Below are 24,284 nucleotides of genomic sequence, written 5' to 3'. Positions count from 1 at the left end.
GCCGCGGTCGCCTACTCATCGTCCGCCAGCAGCACGCGCAGCATGCGCTGCGGATCGGCCAGGAAATCGCGCGTCACGCGGAAGTGCTCGGTGTCCTCGTAGGCGATGCGCTGCACGCCGCCGGCGCCGAGGCGGTAGATCCACGCATCGGGGTAGGCCATCAGGATCGGCGAGTGCGTGGCGATGAGGAACTGCGAATCGGCGCGCACCAGATCGTGGATGCGCGACAGCACGGCAAGCTGGCGCTGCGGCGAGAGCGCGGCCTCGGGCTCGTCGAGCAGGTAGAGGCCGTTGCCGCGGAAGCGCTCGGTCAGCAGCGCGAGGAACGATTCGCCGTGCGACTGCTCGTGCAGCGAGCGAGCGCCGTAGGCCGGCATCACCGGCCCGCCCGGGCCGGGCTCGGCATCGAGGCGCTCGATCTCGGTGGCGACGTTGAAGAAGCTCTCCGCGCGCAGGAAGTAGCCGTCGCGCGGGCGCCGGAAGCCGCGCGCCAGGCGCAGGTATTCGTTGAGCACCGAGTGCGAGCGGCGCGTGCCGAAGCTGAAGTTGCGCGAGCCGCCCTCGGCGTTGTAGCCGGCCGCCACCGCGATCGCCTCCATCAGCGTGGACTTGCCCGAGCCATTCTCGCCGACCAGGAACGTCACCTTGGGATGGAGCTCCAGCACGTCGAGCGCGCGCACCGCGGGCAGGCTGAACGGGTAGCGCGCGAAGCTCTCGACGATGTCGCGGCGCAGGGTGACGCGGCTGAGGAACTGGGACGAGATCATGGCGCGGCGGCGGGGGACGGGAGTGGCGTCCATCGTACCGCATGGCGCCGGCTGGTCAGACGCGCATCAACCCGCCGGAAACATCCCCAGCAGGTTCGCCACCGCCGCCGGCATGTCGGCAGCCTCGGTGATCGCGCGCACCACCGCCGCGCTGCCGACGCCGACCGCCAGCACCTCCGGCAGCCGCGCGGCGTCGACGCCGCCGATGCCGACCAGCGACGGGATCACCGGCTGCATCAGCTTCGCATAGGACTGGAAGCGGCCCATGCCCTGCGGCGCGGTCGGCATGACCTTGGTGGTGGTCGGGAAGATCGCGCCGAGCGCGAGGTAGCTCGGGCCGATGGTGGCCACGCGCAGCATCTCGGCGTAGCCGTGGGTGGACACGCCGAGGCGCAGGCCCGAGGCGCGCAGCGCGCCGAGGTCGGCTTCGTCGAGGTCTTCCTGGCCGAGGTGGATGCCGTAGATGCCGCTGCGCGTGCTGTCGTTGCCGAAGCCGGCGTGCAGCGCGATGGCCTCGCGCCAGTGGTCGTTGATGAACAGGCGCGCGCGGCTGCCGCGCGCGGCATCGGCGGCGCGCGCGATCTCGTCGCGCACGGCCTGCGCGTCGTCGGACTTGAAGCGCAACTGCACCGTGGGCACGCCGAGCGGCACCAGCCGCGCGATCCATGCGGCGCTCGGCACCACGGCGTACAGGCCCAGCGGCGGGCACGGCGCGAACGGCGCGGCGGGCTGCTCGGGCGCGACCAGCGCGGCGTGGCGCACCTGCGGGAAGCGCGCGAAATCGGCCGGCCAGTCGAGCGAGCCGGGCCGCCACGCGCGCGCCAGGCAGAGCGCGTCGTGCGCGGGGAAATGCAGCGCCAGGCAGGCCAGCAGCACGGCGGTGAACGCCGGCGAGTGCGCGCTGTCGCCGTCGGCGTGGGCGCTGAACACCCAGGTGCCCATCGGCGAGCGCACGGTGTCGATCCAGCGGCCGCCCTCGCGCTCGCTCTCGATGGCGGTCGCGCCGGCGGCGGCGAGGCGCGCGAGCGTGGCGGCGTCGGCCTCGCCGTCGCACAGCACCACGTCGGCACTGCCGGGCGCCTCGGCGCCGGCCTGCGCCAGCGCGCGCCAGGGCTGGTCGCTGGTGCCGAAGGTGGCGCCGTAGCGCGCCAGCAGCGTGTCGCGCAGCGCGGCGTCGACGGGCGCTTTCACGGCGGCGCGGCTCATGCGCGGTCCTCCGCGCCCGCGGCGTGCCAGAACGGCATGCCGACCACGGGAGTGCTGGCCTGGGCGATGTCGCGCTCGGGCATCGGTCCGGCCAGGTAGGCGGTGCGGCCGGCGTCGACGGCCTGCGCGAACGCGCGCGCCATGTCGACCGGGTAGGCGGCCTGCGCCACCGCGGTGTTGAGCAGCACGCCGTCGTAGCCCCACTCCAGCACCTGCGCCGCGTGCGACGGCAGGCCGAGGCCGGCGTCGACGATCAGCGGGGTGTCGGGCAGGCGCTCGCGCAGCAGGCGCATGGCGTGCGGGTTGACCACGCCCTTGCCGGTGCCGATCGGCGCGGCCCACGGCATCAGCGCCTGGCAGCCCACGTCGAGCAGGCGGCGGCACAGCACGAGGTCCTCGGTGCAGTACGGCAGCACCTTGAAGCCTTCCTTGACGAGGGTCTCGGCCACCGCGGGCAGGTTGAGCGTGTCGGGCTGCAGCGTGTAGTCGTCGCCCACCACTTCGAGCTTGATCCAGTCGGTCTCGAACACCTCGCGCGCCATCATGGCGGTGGTGATCGCTTCCTGCGGCGCCATGCAGCCGGCGGTGTTGGGCAGCACCGGCACGCCGAGCGCCTTGAGCATCTGCCAGAACGACTGGCCGCCTTCGCCATCGCCGACCGCGCCCTGGCGGCGCAGCGCCACCGTCAGCATGGCGGGGCGGGACGCTTCCACGGCGGCCTGCAGGGTGGCGGGGGACGGATAGCGCGCGGTGCCGAGCAGCAGGCGCGAGGCGAACCGCTCGCCGTACAGCACGAAGGGGTCGCCGAGCAGGCCGCCGCGTTGGTCGAGAGGATCGAGGGTATCGAGGGTCATGTCGGTTCAGCCTCCCGTGACGGGTTGCACGAGGTCGATGCGGTCGCCGGCGGCGAGCGCTGTTGCGCCATGCGCGGCGCGCGGCACGAACTGGCCGTTGAGCGCGGCGGCGAACGGCGGCGCGATGCCGGCGCCGGCCACCGCGTCGGCCAGCGTGGCGTGGTCGGCAAGGGCCAGCGGGCGGCCGTTGAGCAGGATTTCCATGGTCTGTCTGCGTCTGTTCAGTGCAGCACCGGCGAGCCGCCGGCGACGGTGTCGAGCGCCGGGCCGATCATGCCGGGCCAGCGCAGCGCGGCGGGCACGGCATGCGCGGCCGGGTCGCCGTCGAGCAGCGCGCGCACCACCTCGCAGGCGGCCTCGGTGACGGCCGGCGCGATCAGGAAGCCGTGCCGGTACAGGCCGTTGAGACGCACGATGCGCGCATGCTGGTCGACCCGGATGGCGGGCAGGTGGTCCGGCCGCGTGGGGCGGCGCTGCACGTTGAGTTCGAGCACGCGCGCCTCGCCGAAGGCCGGATGCAGCGAGTAGGCCGCCGACAGCAGCTCCAGCGCGGAGCGCACGCTCATCGGCGAATCGTCGTCGCTTTCGATTTCGGTGGCGCCGATCACGTAGAGGTCGCCCGGCTTGGGCGCGATGTAGATCGGGTAGCGCGGATGCAGCAGGCGCACCGGGCGCTGCAGCTTGACCTCGGGCGCATGCACGCGCACCACCTCGCCGCGCAGGCCGCGCAGCCCGGGAATGGTGCCGCGCGCGGCCGCCTGCGCGGGCCACGCGGCGCGCGCGCCGAGGCCGCGGCAGTCCAGCACCACGCGGGCGCGGATGCCCAGCGCCGGCAGGTCCTGCGCCTCGACTTCGCCGGCTTCCCACACGCAGTGCACGCCGCTGGCCACGGCGCAGGACAGCAGCGCGCGCAGCGTGCCGCGGTTGTCGAGCTGGCCTTCGCCGGCCAGCAGCAGGCCCTGCGGGAAGCGGCCCGCGAGCGCGGGCTCCAGCGCGGCCACGCCGTCGCCGTCGAGCGCGCGCATGCGCTCGGCCACCAGCGCCGGCGGCGCCACCGCGCGCACGCGGCTGGCGAACAGCGACATCTCGCCGCGGTCGCGCGCATGCCAGACCACCAGCGTGCCGCCTTCCTGGAAGAACACCGGCTCGGGCAGCTCGGCCAGCCAGCCGCGCCACAGGTCGACGCTGGCGATGCCGAGCTCAACGATGCGGCGCTCGGCGATCGCGGATTCGGCCAGCGGCGCCAGCATGGCGGCGGCCACGTGCGCGGCCGAGCCGGCGCCATCGGGACCGGCGCGCTCGACCAGCGCCACGCGCAGGCCGGCCCGCACCAGTTGCCAGGCGGAAAGCCGCCCGGCCAGGCCGGCGCCGAGCACGGCCACATCAAACGACTGCACTGTCATGGGGATGTTTGCGCCAGTGCCTGCCGCAACTGCGCGGCGGGCTCCGGCCTCCTTTCATTCATGGCGCGCCCCGCGGGCGGGGCGCGGTACTTCACGCGGCGCGCACGCAGGCGCGCGCCGCACCCTGCCTCACGAGTAGATCTTGCTGCCGCTCTTGACGAACTCGATCGACTTTTCCTGCATGCCCTTCTCGGCCTCCGGCTTGAGCGAGGCGGCGTAGTCGCGCACTTCCTGCGTGATCTTCATCGAGCAGAACTTGGGACCGCACATCGAGCAGAAGTGGGCGATCTTGGCGCCCTCGGCCGGCAGCGTGGCGTCGTGGAACGAGCGCGCGCGCTCCGGGTCCAGGCCGAGGTTGAACTGGTCTTCCCAGCGGAACTCGAAGCGCGCCTTGGACAGCGCGTTGTCGCGCAGCTGCGCGCCCGGCCAGCCCTTGGCAAGGTCAGCCGCGTGCGCGGCGATCTTGTAGGTGATGATGCCTTCGCGCACGTCTTCCTTGTCGGGCAGGCCCAGGTGTTCCTTGGGCGTGACGTAGCACAGCATGGCCGTGCCCATCCAGCCGATGTTGGCCGCGCCGATGCCGCTGGTGATGTGGTCGTAGCCGGGAGCGATGTCCGTCACCAGCGGTCCGAGCGTGTAGAACGGGGCTTCGTAGCAGTGCTTGAGCTCCTCGTCCATGTTGGCCTGGATGCGCTGCAGCGGCACGTGGCCCGGGCCTTCGATCATGACCTGCACGTCGTGCTTCCAGGCCTTGGCGGTCAGCTCGCCGAGCGTGCGCAGCTCGCCGAACTGGGCGTCGTCGTTGGAGTCGGCGATGCAGCCCGGGCGCAGGCCGTCGCCGAGGCTGAACGAGACGTCGTAGGCCTTCATGATTTCGCAGATCTCGTCGAAGTGCGTGTACAGGAAGTTTTCCTTGTGGTGCGCGAGGCACCACTTGGCCATGATCGAGCCGCCGCGCGAGACGATGCCGGTGACGCGGTCGGCGGTCATCGGCACGTAGCGCAGCAGCACGCCGGCGTGGATGGTGAAGTAGTCCACACCCTGCTCGGCCTGCTCGATCAGCGTGTCGCGGAACATCTCCCAGGTCAGGTCCTCGGCGATGCCTCCGGTCTTGTCGAGCGCCTGGTAGATCGGCACCGTGCCGATCGGCACCGGCGAATTGCGCAGGATCCATTCACGGGTCTCATGGATGTGCTTGCCGGTGGACAGGTCCATGATGGTGTCGGCGCCCCAGCGGATCGACCACACCATCTTCTCGACTTCCTCGGCCAGCGACGACGTCACCGCCGAGTTGCCGAGGTTGCCGTTGATCTTGACGCGGAAATTGCGCCCGATCGCCATCGGCTCCAGCTCGGTGTGGTTGATGTTGGCGGGGATGATGGCGCGGCCGGAGGCGATCTCGCGGCGCACGAATTCCGGCGTCATGTCCTCGGGGCGCAGCGGCAGCGCGGCGCCCAGCGCGTTGCCCGGGTGCTGACGCAGCAGCGCCTTGTACTCGGGCTTGTCGTAGAGCGCCTGCAGGTTGAGCGACTCGCGCAGCGCCACATATTCCATCTCGGGCGTGATGATGCCCTGGCGCGCATAGTGCATCTGCGACACGTTGGCGCCGGCCTTGGCGCGGCGCGGGTTGGTCAGCTGGGCGAAGCGCAGGTGCGCGGTGGCCGGGTCGGCGGCGCGCGCCAGGCCGTATTCGGACGACAGGCCGGACAGCACCTCGGTGTCGCCGCGCTCCTCGATCCACCTGCCGCGCACCGACGGCAGGCCGGCCTTGAGGTCGATGTGCACGTCCGGGTCGCTGTACGGGCCCGAGGTGTCGTACACGGGAATCGGCGGATTGGACATCTCGCCCTTGTCCGTGCGCGTGGAGGTCTGCAGGATCGTGCGCAGCGGCACCCGGATGTCGGGCCGGCTGCCGGTCAGGTAGGTCTTGCTGGAAGCCGGATAGGCAAACTTCTTGTCGAGATCGGTCTCGAGCGATTCGAAGGAAGCGGCAGGGGCGGAATTTGTGCGGGCCATAGGTATCGTCCTCTCTCTTGCGGGGATGGACGAAACCAGGAGCCCTGAGCATGGGCCGGGCGCGATGGCCGGGTCATGTGCCTCGCGGGAGGCAGGAGCTGTTCGGTAGTCATGAAACTTCCCACGCCGGTACTAGCCGGATCGGGTTCGAAGGGACTCTCTCAGCCGCACGGCCCATCCGTGTGGCACCCCTGTTTCATCCAACGGGGTGAATTTAAGCACAAGGGCCGGGGCTTGACCACCCTTGTTTCAATCTGGACAGCCGTGCGCGCAAGTCAGGACTGGCGCTTGCTGCGGCGCGGCAAAAACGCCGTGGGGCGCGATGGAGCGCGGTGGGACCCGGGCACCACACCCGGCAGACCTTGCCGGCCGTCACATAGCGCGCGGCTTGCTCTACCATGCAGAAAACAGCAGAAAACAGGACAACGCGGCCACGCGCCGCCCATTCCAGGAGACCGCATGACCGACGCCGCCACCCATCGCGTGTTCAACCAGGTGCCGGACCTTGCCGGCTACAACCTGTTCGCCGGCGATCCGGCCCTGCGCGCGGCGCTCGAGCGCCTCGGCGGCGGCTGGCATGCCGGCGCGCTCGACGTGTTCGGCGCGCGCCTGGGGCAGGCCGACGTGCAGCGCTGGGCGGCCGAGGCGAACCGCCACACGCCCGAGCTGCATACGCATGGCCGCACCGGCGAGCGCATCGACGAGGTGGAATTCCCCGCCGCGTGGCACGAACTGCTGGCCCTGCTGCGCAGCCAGCAGCTGCAGGCGCTGCCGTTCGCGCAGCCGCGCGACGGCGCCTGGGTGGCGCGCGCGGCGGGTTATTACCTGCAGGCGCAGGTCGAATCGGGCTCGCTGTGCCCGCCGACCATGACCTTCGCCAGCATTCCCGTGCTGCAAAAGGAGACCGCGCTGTTCGCCGGGCTGGGGCCGAAGCTGTTCGCCACCGAGCACGACGCGCGCGACCTGCCGTGGCGCGACAAGCGCGCCGTCATGATCGGCATGGGCATGACGGAGAAGCAGGGCGGCTCGGACGTGCGCAGCAACACCACGGTGGCGCGCGCCGTGCGCGGCGAGGGGCGCGGCGCCGAGTACGCGCTGACCGGGCACAAGTGGTTCTTCTCCGCGCCGATGTGCGACGCGCACCTGGTGGTGGCGCGCATGGGCGCCGAGGACGGGCCGCTGTCGTGCTTCTTCGTGCCGCGCTTTCGCGACGACGGCAGCAAGAACCCGGTGCAGATCCAGCGCCTCAAGGACAAGCTCGGCAACCGCTCCAACGCCAGCAGCGAGGTGGAGTTCCGCGGCGCCACCGGCATCCTGATCGGCGAGGAGGGCCGCGGCATCCCGACCATCATCGAGATGGCGACCTATACCCGGCTGGACTGCGTGATCGGCAGCGCCGCCATCCTCCGCGCCGCGCTGGTGCAGGCGCTCCACCACGCGCGCCACCGCATGGCCTTCGGCCAGCTGCTGGCCGAGCAGCCGCTGATGCGCAACGTGCTGGCCGACCTGGCGCTGGAAAGCCAGGGCGCGACGCTGCTGATGATGGAACTGGCGCACGCCTTCGAGCGCGCCGACGCCGACCCGCTGGCGGCCGCGTGGAAGCGCATCGTCACGCCGGCGGCCAAGTTCTGGATCTGCAAGCGCGCGATCGAGGCCACCGGCGAGGCGATGGAGGTGTGGGGCGGCAACGGCTACGTGGAAGAGGGGCCGATGGCGCGGCTGTACCGCGAGGCGCCGGTCAACTCGATCTGGGAAGGCTCGGGCAACATCATGTGCCTGGACGTGCTGCGCGCGCTGCAGCGCAATCCCGAGGACGGCGCGCGGCTGCTGCAGGACCTGGCGCAGCGCGCCGGCGGGCATCCGGCCGTGCGCGCCGAGCTGGCCTCGCTGCAGGCGATGCTGCGCGACGCGCCCGAGCACCTCGAGGCCGGCGCGCGCCGCTTCGCCCAGGGCCTGGTGCTGACCGCGCAGGCAGCGCTGATGCTGAACCATGCCGACCCCGAGGACGCCGAGCGCTTCGTGGCGAGCCGCCTGGGCCGCCAGCACGGCCGCGTGTTCGGCACGCTGGAGGGCGACGCGGCGGCGCTCGCGCGCGTGGCGGCGCGCGCGTGGCCGGCCTGAGGCGGTAGCTTCCGGCCGCCGCTCCGGTCGCTTCCGCGGCGGCTTTTCCGATCACTTCTCCGGCTACCCGGGCCGCCCCCGCCTGCCCTGTCCGTCACTTCGGGAAATATTCTTCCGGCGCCGCTACAACCGCCGGAAGCCCTGCCGTAAACCCGGTCATCCCCGGGAGCCATCCGCCCGCCCGTCGAGTGCGCATGGCACGCATTTCGCTTGGAAGTGCGCCCCGGTCATCTTTCCCGATTCAGTGACACGCCCCGCCCGGCGGGGGTTTCCCGATCCCGACATGAACATCAGCCAACGCCTGTTGCTTTCCCTTTCCCTGGCCCTGGCCGCCCTGCTGGTGGTGGGCCTCGGCGGCATCTGGCAGCTGCGCCAGTCCGAGCAGCGCTTCGAGTATTTCAACGACAACACGCTGGGCAGCGTGCGCACGCTCGGCGAGCTGAAGGACAACGTGAACGCCATGCGCGTCGCGCTGTACCAGCACACCATGAGCGACGACCTCAAGGCCAAGTCCGACAACGAGGCGGTGCTGGTCCAGGCCGACAAGAATTTCGAGGCCACCGCCGCCAGGTACGAGCGCGACGACATCAGCGACGACACCGACCGCAAGCTGCTCGAGGCCGACCGCGCCGCCTTCAAGCGCTACCGCGACACGCGCCCCGCGCTGCTGGCGAAGTCCCGCGACAACGACTACCAGGCCGTCCAGGAGCTGCTGCTCAGGGGCGAGGTGCACCAGGCCTCGCTCGCGCTGCGCCAGGCGCTCGACGCGCATATCGCCTACAACACCAAGCTCGGCGAGCTGGCCGTGGCGGACAACCGCGCGCGGTACCGCACCTCGGTCCAGGTGTTCTCGGCCCTGATCGCGGCGGCGGTGCTGGGCACGGTCGTGCTGGCGGTGGCGCTGTACCGCCGCATCCGCAACAGCCTGGCCGAGATCGAGCAGACCCTGGAATACGTCAGCAACAGCCTCGACCTGGAGCGCCGCGCACCAGTCGGGCGCATGGACGAGATCGGGCGCACCGCGGCCGCCTTCAACCGCCTGCTCGAACGGGTCGGCGCCGCCATGCGCGAGGTGCGCGAGTCGACCGAATCGGTGGGCGTGGCCGCGCGCCAGATCGCGGCGGGCAATACCGACCTGTCGGCGCGCACCGAGCAGCAGGCCGCCTCGCTGGAGGAAACCGCGTCGAGCATGGAGGAGCTGACCACCACCGTGCGGCAGAACGCCGACAACGCGCGCCAGGCCAGCGGACTGGCCGGCGACGCGGCCAGCGTGGCCGAGCAGGGCAGCCACGCGGTGCAGCAGGTGGTGCAGACCATGGGCGCGATCGCGGCCAGCTCGGGCCGTATCGCCGAGATCACCAGCCTGATCGAGGGCATCGCGTTCCAGACCAACATCCTGGCGCTCAACGCCGCGGTGGAAGCCGCGCGCGCCGGCGAGCAGGGCCGCGGCTTCGCCGTGGTGGCCGGCGAGGTGCGCACGCTGGCGCAGCGCTCGTCGAGCGCCGCCAAGGAGATCAAGGACCTGATCGACGAATCGGCCGGCACCGTGCGCGCCGGCTCCACGCAGGCGCAGGACGCCGGCAAGACGATGGACGACGTGCGCCAGGCCGTGAAGCGCGTGTCCGACATCATCAGCGAGATCAGCGCGGCCTCGGCCGAGCAGAGCGCGGGGATCGAGCAGGTCAACCAGGCGGTCGGCCAGATGGACCAGGTCACGCAGCAGAACGCCGCGCTGGTGGAACAGGCCGCCGCGGCGGCGCAGTCGCTCGACGACCAGGCCGGCAAGCTGCGCGACACGGTGTCGACGTTCCGGCTGGCCGGGGCCTGAACAACCGGCATCGGTCGCGCCGGCTACACCGCCAGTATCTCGGCCAGGCGCAGCACCACGCGCGGGCCGTGGCGGATCAGGTCGTGCGCGCGCTCGCCGATCATGACGGCCGGCGCGTTGGTGTTGCCGCCGATCAGCGTCGGCATGATCGACGCATCCACCACGCGCAAACCCTCCACGCCGCGCACGCGCAGTTGCGGGTCGACCACCGCGCCCTGGTCCATGCCCATGCGGCAGGTGCCAACCGGGTGGTAGATGGTGTCGGCATGCTCGCGGATCATGGCGCGGATGGCGGCGTCGTCGCTGCCGTCGGCCTGCAGGTGCGCGGAATAGAGTTCCTTGCCGCCGAACGCCGCCAGTTGCGGCTGGGCCAGAATGCGGCGCACGATGCGCACGCCGGCCACAAGGTCGTCGAGGTCGCGCGGGTCGGACAGGAAGCGCGGGTCGATCAGCGGGGCCTCGCGGATGTCGGGCGAGGCCAGCCGGACCTCGCCGCGGCTGCGCGGGCGCAGCACGCAGACATGGCACGAGTAGCCGTGGCCGAAGCGGAGGCGGCGCATGTGGTCGTCGGCCATGCCGACCACGAAATGCAGCTGCAGGTCGGGCTCTTCCAGTTCGGGCCGGCTCTTGAGAAACGCGCCGGCCTCGGCGAAGTTGGAGGTCAGCATGCCGGTGCGCTCGCGCCGGTAGCGCAGCATCTCGGCCAGCAGGCGCAGCGCGCCGCCCGGCGACACGCCGAACAGTTCGGACGCCGCCACGCGCTTGTGCACGACGACGTCGATATGGTCCTGCAGGTTCGTGCCCACGCCGGGCAGGTGGTGCACCAGCGGAATGCCGAGCTCGCGCAGGTGCGCGCCCGGGCCCACGCCCGATGCCATCAGCAGTTGCGGCGAGCCGAACGCGCCGGCCGCGACGATCACCTCGCGGCGCGCGCGCAGCAGCGTCTCGCGGCCGTCGAGCCGCACCATCACGCCGGCCGCGTGGCGGCCTTCGAAGGCGATGCGCAGCACCTGCATGCCGGTCAGCACGTGCAGGTTGGCGCGGCCGCCGTTGCCGGCCGGGTCGGCGGCGTCGCCGCGGTGCAGGTAGGCGCGCGCGGCGTTCCAGCGCTCGCCGCCGTGCTGCGTCACCTGGTACCAGCCGGCGCCTTCCTGCTCCATGCCGTTGAAATCGTCGTTGCGGCGGTAGCCGGCCTGCTGCGCCGCCTCGATGAAGCGCTGGCCGAACGGATTGGGCGTGCGCAGGTCGGCGACGTGGAGCGGGCCGCTGCCGCCGTGCAGCGGGTCGTCGTCGCGCCCGGCCAGGCGCTCGTTGCATTCGGCGCGGCGGAAATACGGCAGCACGTCGTCCCAGGCCCAGCCGTCGCAGCCGGCCGCGGCCCAGCCGTCGTAGTCGGACGGACGGCCGCGCGTGTAGATCATGGCGTTGAGCGACGAGCTGCCGCCCAGCCCGCGCCCGCGCGGCTGGTAGCCGCGGCGCCCGTCCAGCCCGGGCTGCGGCACGGTGCGGTAGCCGTAGTTGTGGCTGCCGGCGCGCGGCAGCATGGCGGCGACGCCGGCCGGCGTGGAGACCAGCACGTGGTGATCGTGGCCGCCGGCCTCGAGCACCGCCACGCTGTCGCCGCCGCTGTCGGCCAGCCGTCCGGCCAGGGCGCAGCCGGCCGAACCGCCGCCGACGACGAGATAGTCAAAGGTGGTTTCCATCTGTCTCCCCGCGTGGCCGGGTGGCCGGCGCGCCGGCGTTGCCGCGCCCGCCACGGCGATCCCCGAGCCGGTCTGAAAACCAGTGTAGGCGCTTTGCGGGGAGGGGGAAAAGGACGAAGCGCAGACCGCCGCGGCCGCCGCCGCGCGCGGGCGCGCCCGCGCGGAGGCGCCGGCCGGCGCACCAGGAAAAGGCATGCGGACGGCCGCCCGGCGGGCCGCGGCGCGCCTTGCGGTGGGTCCGCCCGAATGCCAGCCCGAATGCCTGCCCGAATGTCCGCCTGAACGCCTGTTTGAAGCGCCGCGCGCTAGAGGCGCGCCGCGATTGTGCGAGGAAGCGGCATGGCATATGGTGCGGGGATCGATAACGCCATGCGCGCCAGGGGCAGCGCATGGCCCCGGAGACCGAGAGATGAGAGAAGTGCCCGAGATGTCATCCGTGTTCGGCGCCATGCACGCCGCCTCGCGCAGCGACCAGGCGCCCGCCTGGGCCGTGCGCGCCGACCGCCTGCGGCGCCTGCGCCGCCTGGTCACGGACCACCGGGACGAGATCGCCGCAGCCATCAGCGCGGATTTCGGCAACCGCTCGCGCCAGGAAACCGCCCTGCTGGAGATCTTCCCGAGCGTGTCCGGCATCGACGACGCGCTGCGCCACGGCAAGCGCTGGATGCGCGTGCGGCGCGCGCGCACCGGCATCTGGTTCCGGCCCGCCAGCTCGCGCCTGATGCCGCAGCCGCTCGGCGTGGTCGGCATCGTGGTGCCGTGGAACTACCCGCTCTACCTGACCGTCGGCCCGCTCGCGGGCGCGCTGGCCGCGGGCAACCGCGCCATGATCAAGCTTTCCGAATACACGCCGCGCTTTGCCGCGCTGTTCGCCACGCTGGCGCAGCAGACCTTCGCCGCCGACGAAGTCACCGTGATCAACGGCGACGCCCTGGTGGCAAGCAACTTCTCCGCCCTGCCCTTCGACCACCTGTTGTTTACCGGCTCGACCCAGGTCGGCCACCACGTCATGCGCGCGGCCGCCGCCAACCTGACGCCGGTGACGCTGGAGCTGGGCGGCAAGTCGCCCGCCATCCTCGGCCCCGGCGCCGACCTGGAGCGCGCGGTGGAGCGCATCCTGGTCGGCAAGCTGCTCAACGCCGGCCAGACCTGCATCGCGCCCGACTACGTGCTGCTGCCCGAAACGATGCGCGAGCGCTTCGTCGAGTCGGCGCGCGCCTGCGCCGGCCGGCTCTACCCTGACCTGGACACCAACCCGGACTACACCACCATCATCAGCCCGCGCCACTTCGCGCGGCTGGGCGGCCTGGTGGACGACGCCGCGCGCGCGGGCGCGCGCGTGGTGCCGCTGACGCAGGCCGCGTCGGACGCCGCGCGCCGCCGGCTGGCGCCGGTGCTGCTGCTCGACGTGCCCGGGGACGCCACCGTGATGCGGGAGGAAATCTTCGGCCCGGTGCTGCCGCTGGTGACGTACCGCTCGCTGGAAGACGCGATCGCCTACGTCAACGCGCGCCCGCGTCCGCTGGCGCTGTACCTGTTCGAGCGGGAGCGCGGCGCGATCGACCGCGTGATGGCGCAGACCGTGGCCGGCGGCGTCAGCATCAACGAGACGCTGCTGCACATCGCCCAGGAAGACCTGCCGTTCGGCGGCGTCGGGCCCAGCGGCATGGGCGCGTACCACGGCGAGGCGGGCTTCGCGACCTTCTCCAAGTTCAAGCCGATCTTCCGGCAGTCGGCGCTCAACGGCGCGGGGCTGCTCAAGCCGCCCTACGGCAAGCGCTTCGAGACGATGATCCGCATGCTGCTGCGCTGAAGCGGCCGGGGCCGCCTTACGAAGCCAGCATCGGCCGGCCGAGCATGCGCGACAGCACCGCCTCCGGCGAGTGCGTGTGGTCGCCGATGGCCTTGGGCGACAGGTAATAGGTCTGCTCCATCATGGCGCGCCCGCGCATGGCGGCGTGCAGCACCTGGTCGCTGAACACCATCCAGGTGGCGCCCGGCGGGAACTGGAATTCCTGCTGCGGCACATTGGCCTGGTAGGCCAGGTCGGCCTTGGCCAGGTCGTGCAGTTGCAGCATGCGGTGGTCGTATTCCGAGCGGCGGCGCTTGGTGATGTGCAGCAATTCCATCAGGCGCGCCTGGCCCGGCCACATGCCCTTGGTCTGCGGCACGAAGCGGCGCGCGAAGTCGCCGAACGGCTCGCCCACGCGCCACACGCGCGGCGCCTGCGGGTCGATGTTGTGGAACACGCGCAGCAGGCGCTGGCCCAGCAGCGGGTTGGACGGGAAGGCATCCACGTGCAGGCGGGTGTCGTCCTTGCGCCAGCTCACCGGGCGGCCGGCGATCTCGCTCGGGCGCAGCGAGGTGCCGGCGCGCACGAGGTGCGGGCCGTACTCGGGGAACAGGCTCAGCACCAGCTTTTCGCTGGACTCGGCATAGCGGCGGATCAGGCGGTAGAGGTCCTTGAGGTCCTGCTCGCCGCCCTGGGCGCCGCGCACGGCGTGGTCGCTGGCGCGCAGGTTGATGTTCTTGGACTTGCCGTCGGACCAGCGGCTGTCGAGAAAGCGTTCCTCGCCCGGCTCGAAGCGGAAATGCAGGTTCGGGAAATACAGCACCGCGCCCTGCTCGAGCTGCTGACGCAGCCCGGCCGCGGTGGCGGCGTCGACCTGCGGCGCCCAGTCGGCGTAGGGCTGGGGACGGATCAGGTTGAAGGCGGGGCCATCCGCGCCGGGCATGGCGGCCTGGCCGGCTGCGGCCGGCGCCGGCGTCGAATGGGTCGTGTCTTGTGACATGGGCGTCCTCGGGTATGCGGGCTGCGGGCTCCGCCGCGCGGTAATCCGGCGGACTCCGGCGGACTCCGGCAGGCTCTGGCGGGCTTCGGCAAGAGCGCGGGGCGCCACTTGCCGGGCCGCTCCGCGATCCTGCGATTCTACCCTCGCGCGCTGCGCGCGCCATCCCGGCCACCGGCCGCGCTTGATCTTCGACAAGATCGCGGGCGCCAGAAAAAACGCCGCCCGGAGGCGGCGTTCTGCGCGGCGGAGGCGAGCCTTACAGGCCGGCGGCGGCGCGCAGCGCGGCGGCCTTGTCGGTGGCTTCCCACGAGAATTCCGGCTCTTCGCGGCCGAAGTGGCCGTAGGCGGCGGTCTTCTCGTAGATCGGGCGCAGCAGGTCCAGCATCTGCACGATGCCCTTCGGGCGCAGGTCGAAATGCTCCTGCACCAGCGCGGCGATGGCCTCGTCGGAGATCTTGCCGGTGCCTTCCGTGTACACGGTCACGTTGATCGGGCGGGCCACGCCGATGGCGTAGCTGACCTGCACCTGGCACTGGCGCGCCAGGCCGGCGGCGACCACGTTCTTGGCGACGTAGCGCGCGGCGTAGGCGGCCGAGCGGTCGACCTTGGACGGGTCCTTGCCCGAGAACGCGCCGCCGCCGTGCGGCGAGGCGCCGCCGTAGGTGTCGACGATGATCTTGCGGCCGGTCAGGCCGCAGTCGCCCTGCGGGCCGCCGATGACGAAGCGGCCGGTCGGGTTGACCAGGTACTTGGTGTCCTTGAGCATCGCGGCCGGCAGCACCGGCTTGATGATTTCCTCGATCACGGCTTCGCGGATCTGCGCCTGGCTGATGTCCGGCGCGTGCTGGGTCGACAGCACCACGGTGTCCACGCTGTGCGGGCGGCCGTCGACGTAGCGCACGGTCACCTGCGACTTGGCGTCCGGGCGCAGCCAGGGCAGGCGGCCGTCGCGGCGCAGTTGCGACTGGCGCTCGACCAGGCGGTGCGAGTAGTAGATCGGGAACGGCATCAGTTCCGGCGTCTCGTCGCAGGCGTAGCCGAACATCAGGCCCTGGTCGCCGGCGCCCTGGTTCAGGTAGTCGTCGGAGGCGCGGTCCACGCCCTGGGCGATGTCGGGCGACTGCTTGTCGTAGGCCACCAGCACGGCGCAGCCCTTGTAGTCGATGCCGTAGTCGGTGTTGTCGTAGCCGATGCGCTTGATGGTGTCGCGTGCGACCTGAATGTAGTCGACGTTGGCGGTCGTGGTGATTTCCCCGGCGAGGACCACCAGCCCGGTGTTGCAAAGCGTCTCGGCCGCCACGCGCGCGTACTTGTCCTGGGACAGGATGGCGTCCAGGACTGCGTCGGAAATCTGGTCAGCGACCTTATCGGGATGGCCTTCGGAGACGGATTCCGAAGTGAACAGGAAGTCGTTTGCCACGAACTTTTTCTCCAGGTTGGCTATTGCGCGCCAACCTATTCAGCCCGGGCGGCGACGCTTTAGCGGTATTTTCAAGCCGTTCCGGTAGAACGGTATCGCCCCGCAAGTTGTCAGTTAACTCGGCGATACGCGCTATTATACGCGCCTGCCGGCCGCTGTGCAGCAGGCCCCACAGCCATCGGGGTTGCCTGCGCGCGGCGCCGTCGCGGCCGTTGCCGGCGGATGCGGCCGGGTTCCCGGCCACGCCGGCCGCGCGGACCGTGCAGGTGCGAAGACGGGCCCGGAACACGCCGCCCGCCTCGTTTCGATTGCCCCAATATCGGCGCCACCGGGCAAAAACCTTAATCCCTTACCCGGCCACGATGCCGCTGAGCGCGATCCGATGACCTTTTTGTTCTGGCTGATTTCCCGCCTGCCGCTGTCGTGGCTGCACGCCGCCGGCGGTGCGCTGGGCCTGCTGGCGGCGCGCCTGCCGGGACGCTACGGCACCCGGCTGACCGCCCACCTGCGCCAGGCCTATCCGCGCGCGGACGCCGCCACGCTGGCCGAGGCCGCGCGCGCGACCGGCCGCATGATCCTGGAAATGCCGTATTTCTGGTGCCGCCGCAACCCGCCCGGGCGCATGTACGGCTTTGCCGGCCCGCTGTGGCCGGAGCTGGACCGGCTGATGGCGCAGGAGCGCGGGCTCATCATCCTGGTGCCGCACCTGGGCTGCTTCGAGGTGCTGCCGCAGGCGTTCGCGCTGCGGCATCCGGTCACCGCGCTCTACAAGCCGCCGCACCAGCCGTGGCTGCGCGCCTGGATCCTCAAGATGCGCACGCGCCATAACCTGGCGATGGCGCCGGCCGAGCCGCGCGGCGTGCGCATGCTGCTCAAGGCGCTCAAGCGCGGCGAGGCGGTCGGCATCCTGCCCGACCAGGTGCCGCCCGGCGGCGAAGGCGCGTGGGCGCCGTTCTTCGGCAAGCCGGCCTACACCATGACGCTGGTGCAGCGCCTGCAGCAGCACACCGGCTCGCCGATCGCGGCGATCTTCGCCGAGCGCCTGCCGCGCGGCGCCGGCTTCCGCGGTCACATGCAGGTGATCGAGGAGCCGCTGCCGGCCGACCCGGCCGCCGCCGCCGCCGTGCTCAACCAGGCCATCGAGGCCCTGGTCGAGGCGGCGCCCACGCAGTACCTGTGGGGCTACAACCGATACAAGCAACCGCGCGGCGCCGAGGCTCCTCCCGCACCGGCGCCGCTTCCCAACTAGAACAGATGAGCCGTATCTTTACCTGGCTGGGCATTGCCCTGCTGACCGTGCTGGGCAAGCTGCCCTATCCGCTGGTGGCGCGCTTCGGCGAAGCGCTGGGCAGCCTGCTCTACCTGTTTCCGAGCAGCCGCCGCGGCGTGGTGCAGACCAACCTGCGCCTGAGCTTCCCCGAGCGCAGCGAGGCCGAGATCGAGGCGCTGTCGCGCCAGACCTTCCGCACCGTGTTCCGCAGCTTCGCCGAGCGCGGCATCTTCTGGACCGGCAGCGAGAAGCAGATGCGCCGCTGGGTCCGCATCGAGGACCACGCCGACCTGGTGGCGCTCGACGGCAAGCCGCACATCCTGGTCACGCTGCACCTGTCGGGCGTGGAGGCCGGCGCGATCCGCCTGACCATCCACCTGCGCGACCACGTGGGGCGCTCGGGCGCCTCGCTCTACACCAAGCAGAAGAACGACCTGTTCGACGGCTTCCTCAAGCACGCGCGCGGGCGCTTCGGCGCCAACATGATCGCCCGCAACGACAGCGCGCGCGACATCATCCGCTGCCTGCGCAAGGGCGAGGCGCTGCAGCTGATCGCCGACATGGACTTCGGCGAGCGCGACTCCGAGTTCGTGCCGTTCTTCGGCGTGCAGGCGCTGACGCTGACCTCGGTGTCGCGCCTGGCGCGGCTGACCGGCGCCAGGGTGGTGCCGATCTACACCGAGATGCTGCCCGGCTACCAGGGCTACGTGCTGCACATCCTGCCGGCCTGGGAAGACTATCCCGGCGACAGCGTGACCGACGACACGCGGCGCATGAACGCCTTCTTCGAGGACTGCATCCGCCCGCGCATCGCCGAGTATTACTGGGTGCACAAGCGCTTCAAGCACCGCCCGCCGGGCGAGCCCGAGATCTACTGACACTACCGACACGGCCCGCGGCGCGCCATGCACGCGCGCCCGGCCAGGCATACAATCGCACCATGAGACTCCAGTTCACCAAGATGCACGGCGCCGGCAACGACTTCGTCGTGCTCGACGGCATCCACCAGACCCTGAACCTGACGCCCGCGCAGTGGCGCGCGCTCGCCAGCCGGCATTTCGGCGTGGGCGCCGACCAGATCCTGGTGGTCGAGAAGCCCACCCGCGACGACGTCGATTTCCGCTACCGCATCTTCAACGCCGACGGCGGCGAGGTGGAGCACTGCGGCAACGGCGCGCGCTGCTTCGTGCGCTTCGTCACCGAGCGCGGCCTGACCGACAAGCGCTCGGTGCGCGTGCAGGTCATGAACGGCGTGATCACGCTGACGCTGCAGGACGACGGCCAGGTCACGGTCGACATGGGCGCGCCCGAGCTCGAGCCGGCGCGCGTGCCATTCCGCGCCGAGGGCCTGCCCACGCGCGGCGAAGGCCGCGACACGCTGTACGGCCTCGAGGTCAACGGCCGCACGGCATGGATCTCCGCCGTGTCGATGGGCAACCCGCACGCGGTGCAGGTGGTGGACGACACCGAGGCCTTCCCGGTGCTGGAGGACGGCCCCGTCATCGAGCATCACCCGAGCTTCCCCAACCGCGTCAACGCCGGCTTCATGCAGGTGCTGGCGCGCCACACCGTGCGCCTGCGCGTGTTCGAGCGCGGCGCCGGCGAGACGCTGGCCTGCGGCACGGGCGCCTGCGCGGCGGTGGTGGCCGGCATCCGCCGCGGCCTGCTGGACTCGCCGGTGGTGGTCCACACCCACGGCGGCGACCTCACCATCGCCTGGGACGGCGAAGGCGAGCCGGTGCGCATGACCGGCCCGGCCACCACCGTGTTCGAGGGCAGCATTGACCTGGAGCGGCTACCTGCCTGACCATAGGGGATTGCGGCCCGCCCGGGCCGCGCCCCCGATGGAGTGCCAATGCCCCTCGCCGACTTCCGCATCACCTCCGGCAAGAACTTCCGCCTGGCCGACTTCGACCCAGGCGCCAAGCCGCTGTCCAGCGGCGACAAGGCCGCCGACCTGGCGCGCATCTCCGAGCTGAGCACCGAGCTCGACCTGCAGCAGGACGTCTTCTATGCCGAGCACCGGCGCAAGCTGCTGATCGTGCTGCAGGGCATGGACACCGCCGGCAAGGACGGCACCGTGCGCGGCGTATTCCGCAGCTTCGACCCGCTGGGCATCCGCGTGGTCAGCTTCAAGTCCCCCACCGCTGAAGAGCTCGCGCACGACTACCTGTGGCGCATCCACGCGCAGGTCCCGCGCGCCGGCGAGATCGTGGTGTTCAACCGCAGCCACTACGAAGACGTGCTGATCACGCGCGTGCACGAGTGGATCGACGAAGACGAATGCGAGCGGCGCTACAAGCAATTGCGCGCGTTCGAGACGCTGCTGATGGAAACCGGCACGACCATCGTCAAGTGCTTCCTGCACATTACCAAGGACGAGCAGAAAGCCCGCCTGGAGTCACGGCTGGCCGATCCGCAGAAACACTGGAAGTTCGATCCGCGGGACCTGGAGGAACGGCAGTACTGGAAGAGCTACATGACCGCCTACGAGGCGGCGATCGCCGCGACCAGCACGCCGGAAGCGCCCTGGTACATCGTGCCGGCGAATTCCAAGACGCATCGAAACCTGATGGTGGCGGAGATTGTGTTTGATGTTTTTTCGAGGTTGAAGCCGGCTTATCCGGCAGGGGATCCGGGGTTAGGGAAATTGAAGGTGGTTTGATTTTTTTGAAGATTTTTAAAAGTCTAAAGGCTTAACTTTAAAGTCAAAGGCTTTAACTTCAAAGTCAAAGGCTTAAGGTCAACTACTGAACGTCAACTTCAAAGTCAAAGGCTTTCGCTCCTCCGGAGCGACCTACTTTCTTTTGTCCGAAAAGAAAGTAGGCCAAGAAAGCGGACTGCCTGGCCGGCAGGGGCAGAAACGTTGGGGTTTCTGGTTGTTGGTGGTTTCGTGGTGGGGGCGGTGGTTCTGTTTGTATCCTGCCGGTACCGGTGCGGGCGGCCACGACTTTGCTGGCGGTGTTGGTTTCGTGGTCAGACCTATGATGGCGAGTGCACTGCTTGCTCGGCCATCTGCCGTTACCGGTTTGGGCTGCCACGATATAGCACCCTCGTGTTTTCGTGGTGGGCGTGGTGGACCGGGGCGCGGGTGTTGGCGGGTACTCTTGGGGCCACCGCGCCCACCACGAAACCAGCACCGCCCCTATGACGATCCCCTCCGCCCCGGTCGCGGCAGCAGCCCGAAGGGCCTGGACCTCCGCCATCATGCAGCGCCACCACGAATCCAATTTCGTTTGCGACGCCGCAGGCAAGCAAACCGGTAGCGTCAGCAGCCTCATCGAAGCCACAGACCGCACCACGAATCCAGCACCAGCCATAAAGTCTGAGCGCCCAGCCCCCCTGCAAGGGGTCTGCTTTCTTTGGTTACTTTCTTTTCAGACAAAAGAAAGTGACTGGCAGCCCCGCGCAGCGGGGATGTCATACAGCCTTTGGGTTCAAGCACCAAAACCGCCCGAGCCTCAAGGCCCACAACAGCCCGAACAAGGAAACCAAAAACCCAATCACGCCCCCCCATTCCCCCGATGAATATCATGCGTGACGAACGGCCGCTCGTGCGTCGGCATCGCCAGCCATTCCGGATGCTTGAGCGTCTCGCGGATGTCGTCCAGCCCGCTGGTCCAGTGCTCGTTCATGGTCAGCAGACCGAACTGGTAATCCTTGGCATTGCCCTCGAAGGTCTTGTCGCGGTAGATGAGCTGGATCACGTTGCGCCGCGCGTCGCACGCGTATTCGGCTGCCTTGCGGTACCAGTCGCTGTCGCGCTGCGCCTGCGGCACCAGCGCCATCACTTCGCTGAGCATGCGGCGGTAGTTCTGCTGCTCGCCCATGTAGTCGGTGATGGTGCGGGTGCGGCTGGAGTACTGGATGTCCTTCTGGCGCTCGGCCACGTCCAGCAGGTTGTGCGGCAGCTTGCCGCGCGCGCTCCACAGGTCGACCTGGAAGATCAGCGCGTCGCGGCGGGGCTGGGCGGTCAGCACCTCGGACAGCGGCGTGTTGGACACGAGGCCGCCGTCCCAGTAGAACTCGCCGTCGATCTCCACCGCGGGAAAGCCCGGCGGCAGGGCGCCCGAGGCCATGAAATGCTCGGCGGACAGCTTGCGGCGGGTGTTGTCGAAATAGGCGAAGTTGCCGGTGCGCACGTTGACCGCGCCCACCGAGACGCGCATCTCGTTGTGCTGGTGGTTGATGCGGTCGAAATCGGCGAAGCGCTCGAGCGTGGACTTCAGCGGCGAGGTGTCGTAGTAGCTGGCGGTGCCCGGTCCGCCCTGGTGCTCGAACAGCGTGGGCCACAGGCGCGGCTGGAAGAAGCCGCGCTGGCCTTCGAGCACGGCGCGGGCGGCCTCGATGCCGTCGAAGAAGACGCGCACCGGATCGGGCCAGTGCACGGCGCTCTCGGCGATCGCCTCGTAGGGCAGCAGGCTGGGCAGCCAGGGCTGGCGGCAGATGTATTCCCAGAACGCGCGCAACTGCTCGACGCGGCGCTCGGGCGCGTTGCCGGCGATGACCGCGGCGTTGAGCGCGCCGATCGAGATGCCCGCCACCCAGTTGGGCTGCACGCCGGCCTCGGCCAGGCCCTGGTACACGCCGGCCTGGTAGGAGCCGAGCGCGCCGCCGCCTTGCAGCACCAGCGCGCGCACCGTGTATTCGTGATGCACCGGGCGTTTCTGCCCGGCGCCCTGGGGCGCGAGATCGGGCGGCGCGCAGCCGCCGGGCGGCAGGTAGTTGGGCTCCGGCGCCTTGGGCGCCTTCGCCTTTGCCGCGCGCTTCACCGCGGGCGCCGCGGGATCGGCCACCACGGCCGCCGCCGCGCCGGGCGCGCCGGATTCTCCGGGCGCGCCGTTTTTCCCGACCTTCGCTGCCATCTGATCCGCTTTCTGCCGACGTCCTACTGCCACGGCCTCTCCTTGCTCTGGTTCGTCCTTCAGGCTGCCGGCGGCGCGGCACCGCGTCGCCCGGCTGCCCCTGGAAGTTGTTTCAAAATGAAGCGAAGCGGTCCTGGCTAGGCGCGGGGCCGCAGACAGTACGACTGGTACTTGCCGTGCCCCGCAACGACGCCAGGACCTTCTTGAGACGACTTCCTACTGCATATACCAGCCGTGGCTGACGATGAACGATTGCCCGGTCAGCGCCGCCGACGGGAACCCGCACAGGAACAGCGCGGTCTGGGCCACGTCGTCCACGGTGGTGAAGACGCCGTCCACGGTGCCGCCCAGCATCACGCGGCGGATCACTTCTTCCTCGCTGATGCCCAGTTCCTTGGCCTGCTCGGGGATCTGCTTGTCCACCAGCGGCGTGCGCACGAAGCCCGGGCAGATCACGTGCGAGCGCACGTTGTATTCCGCGCCTTCCTTGGCCAGCACGCGCGCCAGCCCGAGCAGCGCGTGCTTGGCGGCGACGTAGGCGGATTTCAGCGGCGAGGCTTCGTGCGAATGGACCGAGCCCATGTAGATCACGGTGCCGCCGCGCTTGTCCTGGTACATGTACTTGAGCGCGGCCTTGGTGGTCAGGAAGGCGCCGTCCACGTGGATGGCCTGCATCTTCTTCCAGTCGGAGAACGCGTAGTTCTGGATCGGGTTGACGATCTGGATGCCGGCGTTCGAGACCAGGATGTCGATATGGCCGAAGACCCTGGCGACCTCGTCGGTGGCGTTGTTGACGGCATCCTCGTTGGTCACGTCCATCGCCACGGCGATGGCGCGCCCGCCGGCGGCCTCGATGTCGGCGGCGGCTTTCTGCGCGGCCTCGAGATTCAGGTCGGCGATGGCGACCGCCGCGCCCTCCTTGGCCAGCAGGTCGGCGATGGCTTTGCCGATGCCGCTGGCGGCGCCGGTGACGATGGCGGTTTTTCCCTGGAGCTTCATGAAGACACCTCGTGTGATTGATGCGGGTTGGGCGCGGCGGGCGAGGCCCGCGGTGCGCGGAAGATCGGAAAGAGCGAAAGAAAATGAAAGGAACGAAAGACGAAAGGCCGGCGGGCGGGCCGCTCAGGCCAGGTAATCGAACACCACCTCGCCCAGTCCGAGCGTGAGGTCGGCCACGAAATGCTTCGCGCCGAGCACCTCCAGCACCGGCAGCGCGGACACCGGCGCCAGCGCGTGCGGCGACAGCGACAGCGCGGCCGGGCCGGTCCAGGCGCCCTTCATCTCCACGTCCTTGAGGAAGTAGCACACCAGCTCGCAGATGCGCGGGCTGCCGTCCACGTGCGGAATGACCTTGAGCAGGTAGTTCGGCGTGGTGGAGAGCGACAGGCCGAGCGCGTCCTTGTCGAGCTCGCGGTGCTTGTAGCCCATCGTGCCGGTGGCCACGCGCACCGGGCCGTAGTCGAGCGTGCCGACCAGGGTGTCGGTGTGGACCTCCAGCCTGGGGCTGGCGAGTTTCTTCGGGAAGCCCCACAGCTCGCGCCCGCCCGCCAGCGGCGGATGGTCGTCGAGGTACATGGCGTGGGTGTAGGTGGCGGGCTTGCCCTGGTAGGTGACGGGAATCACCTGGCCCGATTCGGTGTAGTCGCCGAAGCCGGTGGAGTCCGGCATGCGGATGAACTCGTAGTTGACCACCGCGTCGGCGATCTCCAGCGGTTCCGGCACCACCGCGCGCAGCAGCGCGGGATCGGTACGGTAGGTGATGATGAAGAATTCCCGATGGATGAAGCGGTACGGGCCCATCGGATAGGCCGGACTGGTAAGCGGCATGGCGAATGCCTGCTCGCGGATCGTCTTGATGTCCATGCCAGCTAACCTCCTGAAGAGATGCTGCGCCGCCCTGCCGGGCGGCAAGGCGAATCGCTGGCGGCGGGCGGTCCCGGCCGGCCGGCGAGATCAGTCAGACCGGCGAATTTTCCGCGCGGTTCCCGTCATCTGCTGCATTGCGACAAAGCTTTGCAATGCAGCGGGCAACAGATCCC

At 70.1% G+C, this 24,284-nt stretch carries 19 protein-coding genes and 1 riboswitch; of the genes, 7 read left to right on the top strand and 12 right to left on the bottom strand.

Annotated elements, in window-relative coordinates:
• Window positions 1-11 precede the first annotated feature (11 nt).
• The 6 genes from KF708C_RS29170 to thiC all read right to left on the bottom strand — a co-directional run bounded on the left by KF708C_RS29170 (window position 12) and on the right by thiC (window position 6,246).
• Window positions 12-767, bottom strand: a complete 756-nt coding sequence (locus KF708C_RS29170; protein ID WP_059414871.1) for an AAA family ATPase — start codon at window positions 765-767, stop codon at window positions 12-14.
• A gap of 66 nt (window positions 768-833) precedes the next feature.
• On the bottom strand, window positions 834-1,973 hold the full coding sequence (locus tag KF708C_RS29165) for a thiamine phosphate synthase (RefSeq protein ID WP_059414869.1): 1,140 nt from the start codon (window positions 1,971-1,973) through the stop codon (window positions 834-836).
• Window positions 1,970-2,827, bottom strand: a complete 858-nt coding sequence (locus tag KF708C_RS29160; protein ID WP_059414867.1) for a thiazole synthase — start codon at window positions 2,825-2,827, stop codon at window positions 1,970-1,972. Before KF708C_RS29160 ends, KF708C_RS29165 begins: the two co-directional genes overlap by 4 nt.
• 6 nt (window positions 2,828-2,833) lie before the next feature.
• Complete coding sequence (gene thiS / locus KF708C_RS29155; protein WP_020205941.1) at window positions 2,834-3,031, bottom strand: sulfur carrier protein ThiS; 198 nt, start codon at window positions 3,029-3,031, stop codon at window positions 2,834-2,836.
• Between the two features lie 17 nt (window positions 3,032-3,048).
• Window positions 3,049-4,230 carry an FAD-dependent oxidoreductase gene (locus KF708C_RS29150; RefSeq protein WP_020205940.1) on the bottom strand — a complete coding sequence of 394 codons (1,182 nt, stop codon included), beginning with the start codon at window positions 4,228-4,230 and terminating at the stop codon, window positions 3,049-3,051.
• Between the two features lie 129 nt (window positions 4,231-4,359).
• Entirely contained in the window at window positions 4,360-6,246 is a 1,887-nt protein-coding gene (gene thiC / locus KF708C_RS29145; protein WP_020205939.1) for a phosphomethylpyrimidine synthase ThiC, read from the bottom strand.
• A 101-nt stretch (window positions 6,247-6,347) separates the two neighbouring features.
• Window positions 6,348-6,449: riboswitch (TPP riboswitch) on the bottom strand.
• Window positions 6,450-6,705: 256 nt separating this feature from the next.
• Here thiC and KF708C_RS29140 point away from each other — a divergent pair.
• Both KF708C_RS29140 and KF708C_RS29135 read left to right on the top strand, forming a co-directional pair.
• On the top strand, window positions 6,706-8,367 hold the full coding sequence (locus KF708C_RS29140; protein ID WP_059414865.1) for an acyl-CoA dehydrogenase family protein: 1,662 nt from the start codon (window positions 6,706-6,708) through the stop codon (window positions 8,365-8,367).
• A gap of 283 nt (window positions 8,368-8,650) precedes the next feature.
• The gene (locus tag KF708C_RS29135) at window positions 8,651-10,195 is read left to right on the top strand and encodes a methyl-accepting chemotaxis protein (RefSeq protein ID WP_059414863.1); all 1,545 of its coding nucleotides are present in this window, start codon (window positions 8,651-8,653) and stop codon (window positions 10,193-10,195) included.
• Between the two features lie 23 nt (window positions 10,196-10,218).
• On the opposite strand, the gene KF708C_RS29130 is transcribed toward KF708C_RS29135, so the two are convergent.
• Window positions 10,219-11,898: a GMC family oxidoreductase gene (locus tag KF708C_RS29130; protein ID WP_059414861.1), complete on the bottom strand. Its 1,680-nt coding sequence runs from the start codon at window positions 11,896-11,898 to the stop codon at window positions 10,219-10,221.
• A 409-nt stretch (window positions 11,899-12,307) separates the two neighbouring features.
• Here KF708C_RS29130 and KF708C_RS29125 point away from each other — a divergent pair, with 409 nt between their 5' ends.
• Window positions 12,308-13,711, top strand: a complete 1,404-nt coding sequence (locus KF708C_RS29125; RefSeq protein WP_059414859.1) for a coniferyl aldehyde dehydrogenase — start codon at window positions 12,308-12,310, stop codon at window positions 13,709-13,711.
• Between the two features lie 16 nt (window positions 13,712-13,727).
• Here the strand turns inward: KF708C_RS29125 and KF708C_RS29120 are convergent, their stop codons facing one another.
• Both KF708C_RS29120 and metK read right to left on the bottom strand, forming a co-directional pair.
• The gene (locus tag KF708C_RS29120) at window positions 13,728-14,633 is read right to left on the bottom strand and encodes a Kdo hydroxylase family protein (protein ID WP_059414908.1); all 906 of its coding nucleotides are present in this window, start codon (window positions 14,631-14,633) and stop codon (window positions 13,728-13,730) included.
• A gap of 313 nt (window positions 14,634-14,946) precedes the next feature.
• Window positions 14,947-16,110 (bottom strand): methionine adenosyltransferase, encoded by a 1,164-nt coding sequence (gene metK / locus KF708C_RS29115; RefSeq protein ID WP_020205933.1) that lies wholly within the window; start codon window positions 16,108-16,110, stop codon window positions 14,947-14,949.
• A gap of 382 nt (window positions 16,111-16,492) precedes the next feature.
• Between metK and KF708C_RS29110 the strand changes: the two genes are divergently transcribed.
• From KF708C_RS29110 to KF708C_RS29095, 4 genes are all read left to right on the top strand, one after another.
• A complete protein-coding gene (locus KF708C_RS29110; protein ID WP_020205932.1) occupies window positions 16,493-17,359 on the top strand; it encodes a lysophospholipid acyltransferase family protein in 867 nt (288 codons plus the stop codon).
• A gap of 5 nt (window positions 17,360-17,364) precedes the next feature.
• Window positions 17,365-18,258, top strand: a complete 894-nt coding sequence (locus KF708C_RS29105; protein ID WP_059414857.1) for a lipid A biosynthesis lauroyl acyltransferase — start codon at window positions 17,365-17,367, stop codon at window positions 18,256-18,258.
• A 62-nt stretch (window positions 18,259-18,320) separates the two neighbouring features.
• Window positions 18,321-19,187 (top strand): diaminopimelate epimerase, encoded by an 867-nt coding sequence (gene dapF, locus KF708C_RS29100; RefSeq protein WP_059414856.1) that lies wholly within the window; start codon window positions 18,321-18,323, stop codon window positions 19,185-19,187.
• Window positions 19,188-19,235: 48 nt separating this feature from the next.
• Window positions 19,236-20,045: a polyphosphate kinase 2 family protein gene (locus KF708C_RS29095; RefSeq protein ID WP_020205929.1), complete on the top strand. Its 810-nt coding sequence runs from the start codon at window positions 19,236-19,238 to the stop codon at window positions 20,043-20,045.
• A gap of 838 nt (window positions 20,046-20,883) precedes the next feature.
• Here KF708C_RS29095 and KF708C_RS29090 read toward each other — a convergent pair.
• The 3 genes from KF708C_RS29090 to KF708C_RS29080 form a co-directional block, all read right to left on the bottom strand.
• A complete protein-coding gene (locus KF708C_RS29090; protein ID WP_020205128.1) occupies window positions 20,884-22,245 on the bottom strand; it encodes a DUF3734 domain-containing protein in 1,362 nt (453 codons plus the stop codon).
• A gap of 216 nt (window positions 22,246-22,461) precedes the next feature.
• The gene (locus KF708C_RS29085; protein ID WP_059414853.1) at window positions 22,462-23,244 is read right to left on the bottom strand and encodes a 3-hydroxybutyrate dehydrogenase; all 783 of its coding nucleotides are present in this window, start codon (window positions 23,242-23,244) and stop codon (window positions 22,462-22,464) included.
• A gap of 123 nt (window positions 23,245-23,367) precedes the next feature.
• A complete protein-coding gene (locus tag KF708C_RS29080) occupies window positions 23,368-24,108 on the bottom strand; it encodes an acetoacetate decarboxylase (protein ID WP_020205130.1) in 741 nt (246 codons plus the stop codon).
• Window positions 24,109-24,284: the final 176 nt, after the last annotated feature.

It is taken from the genome of Cupriavidus basilensis, assembly GCF_000876015.1.
Classification (GTDB): domain Bacteria; phylum Pseudomonadota; class Gammaproteobacteria; order Burkholderiales; family Burkholderiaceae; genus Cupriavidus; species Cupriavidus basilensis_B.
This window is presented reverse-complemented; position numbering and strand designations above follow the sequence as displayed.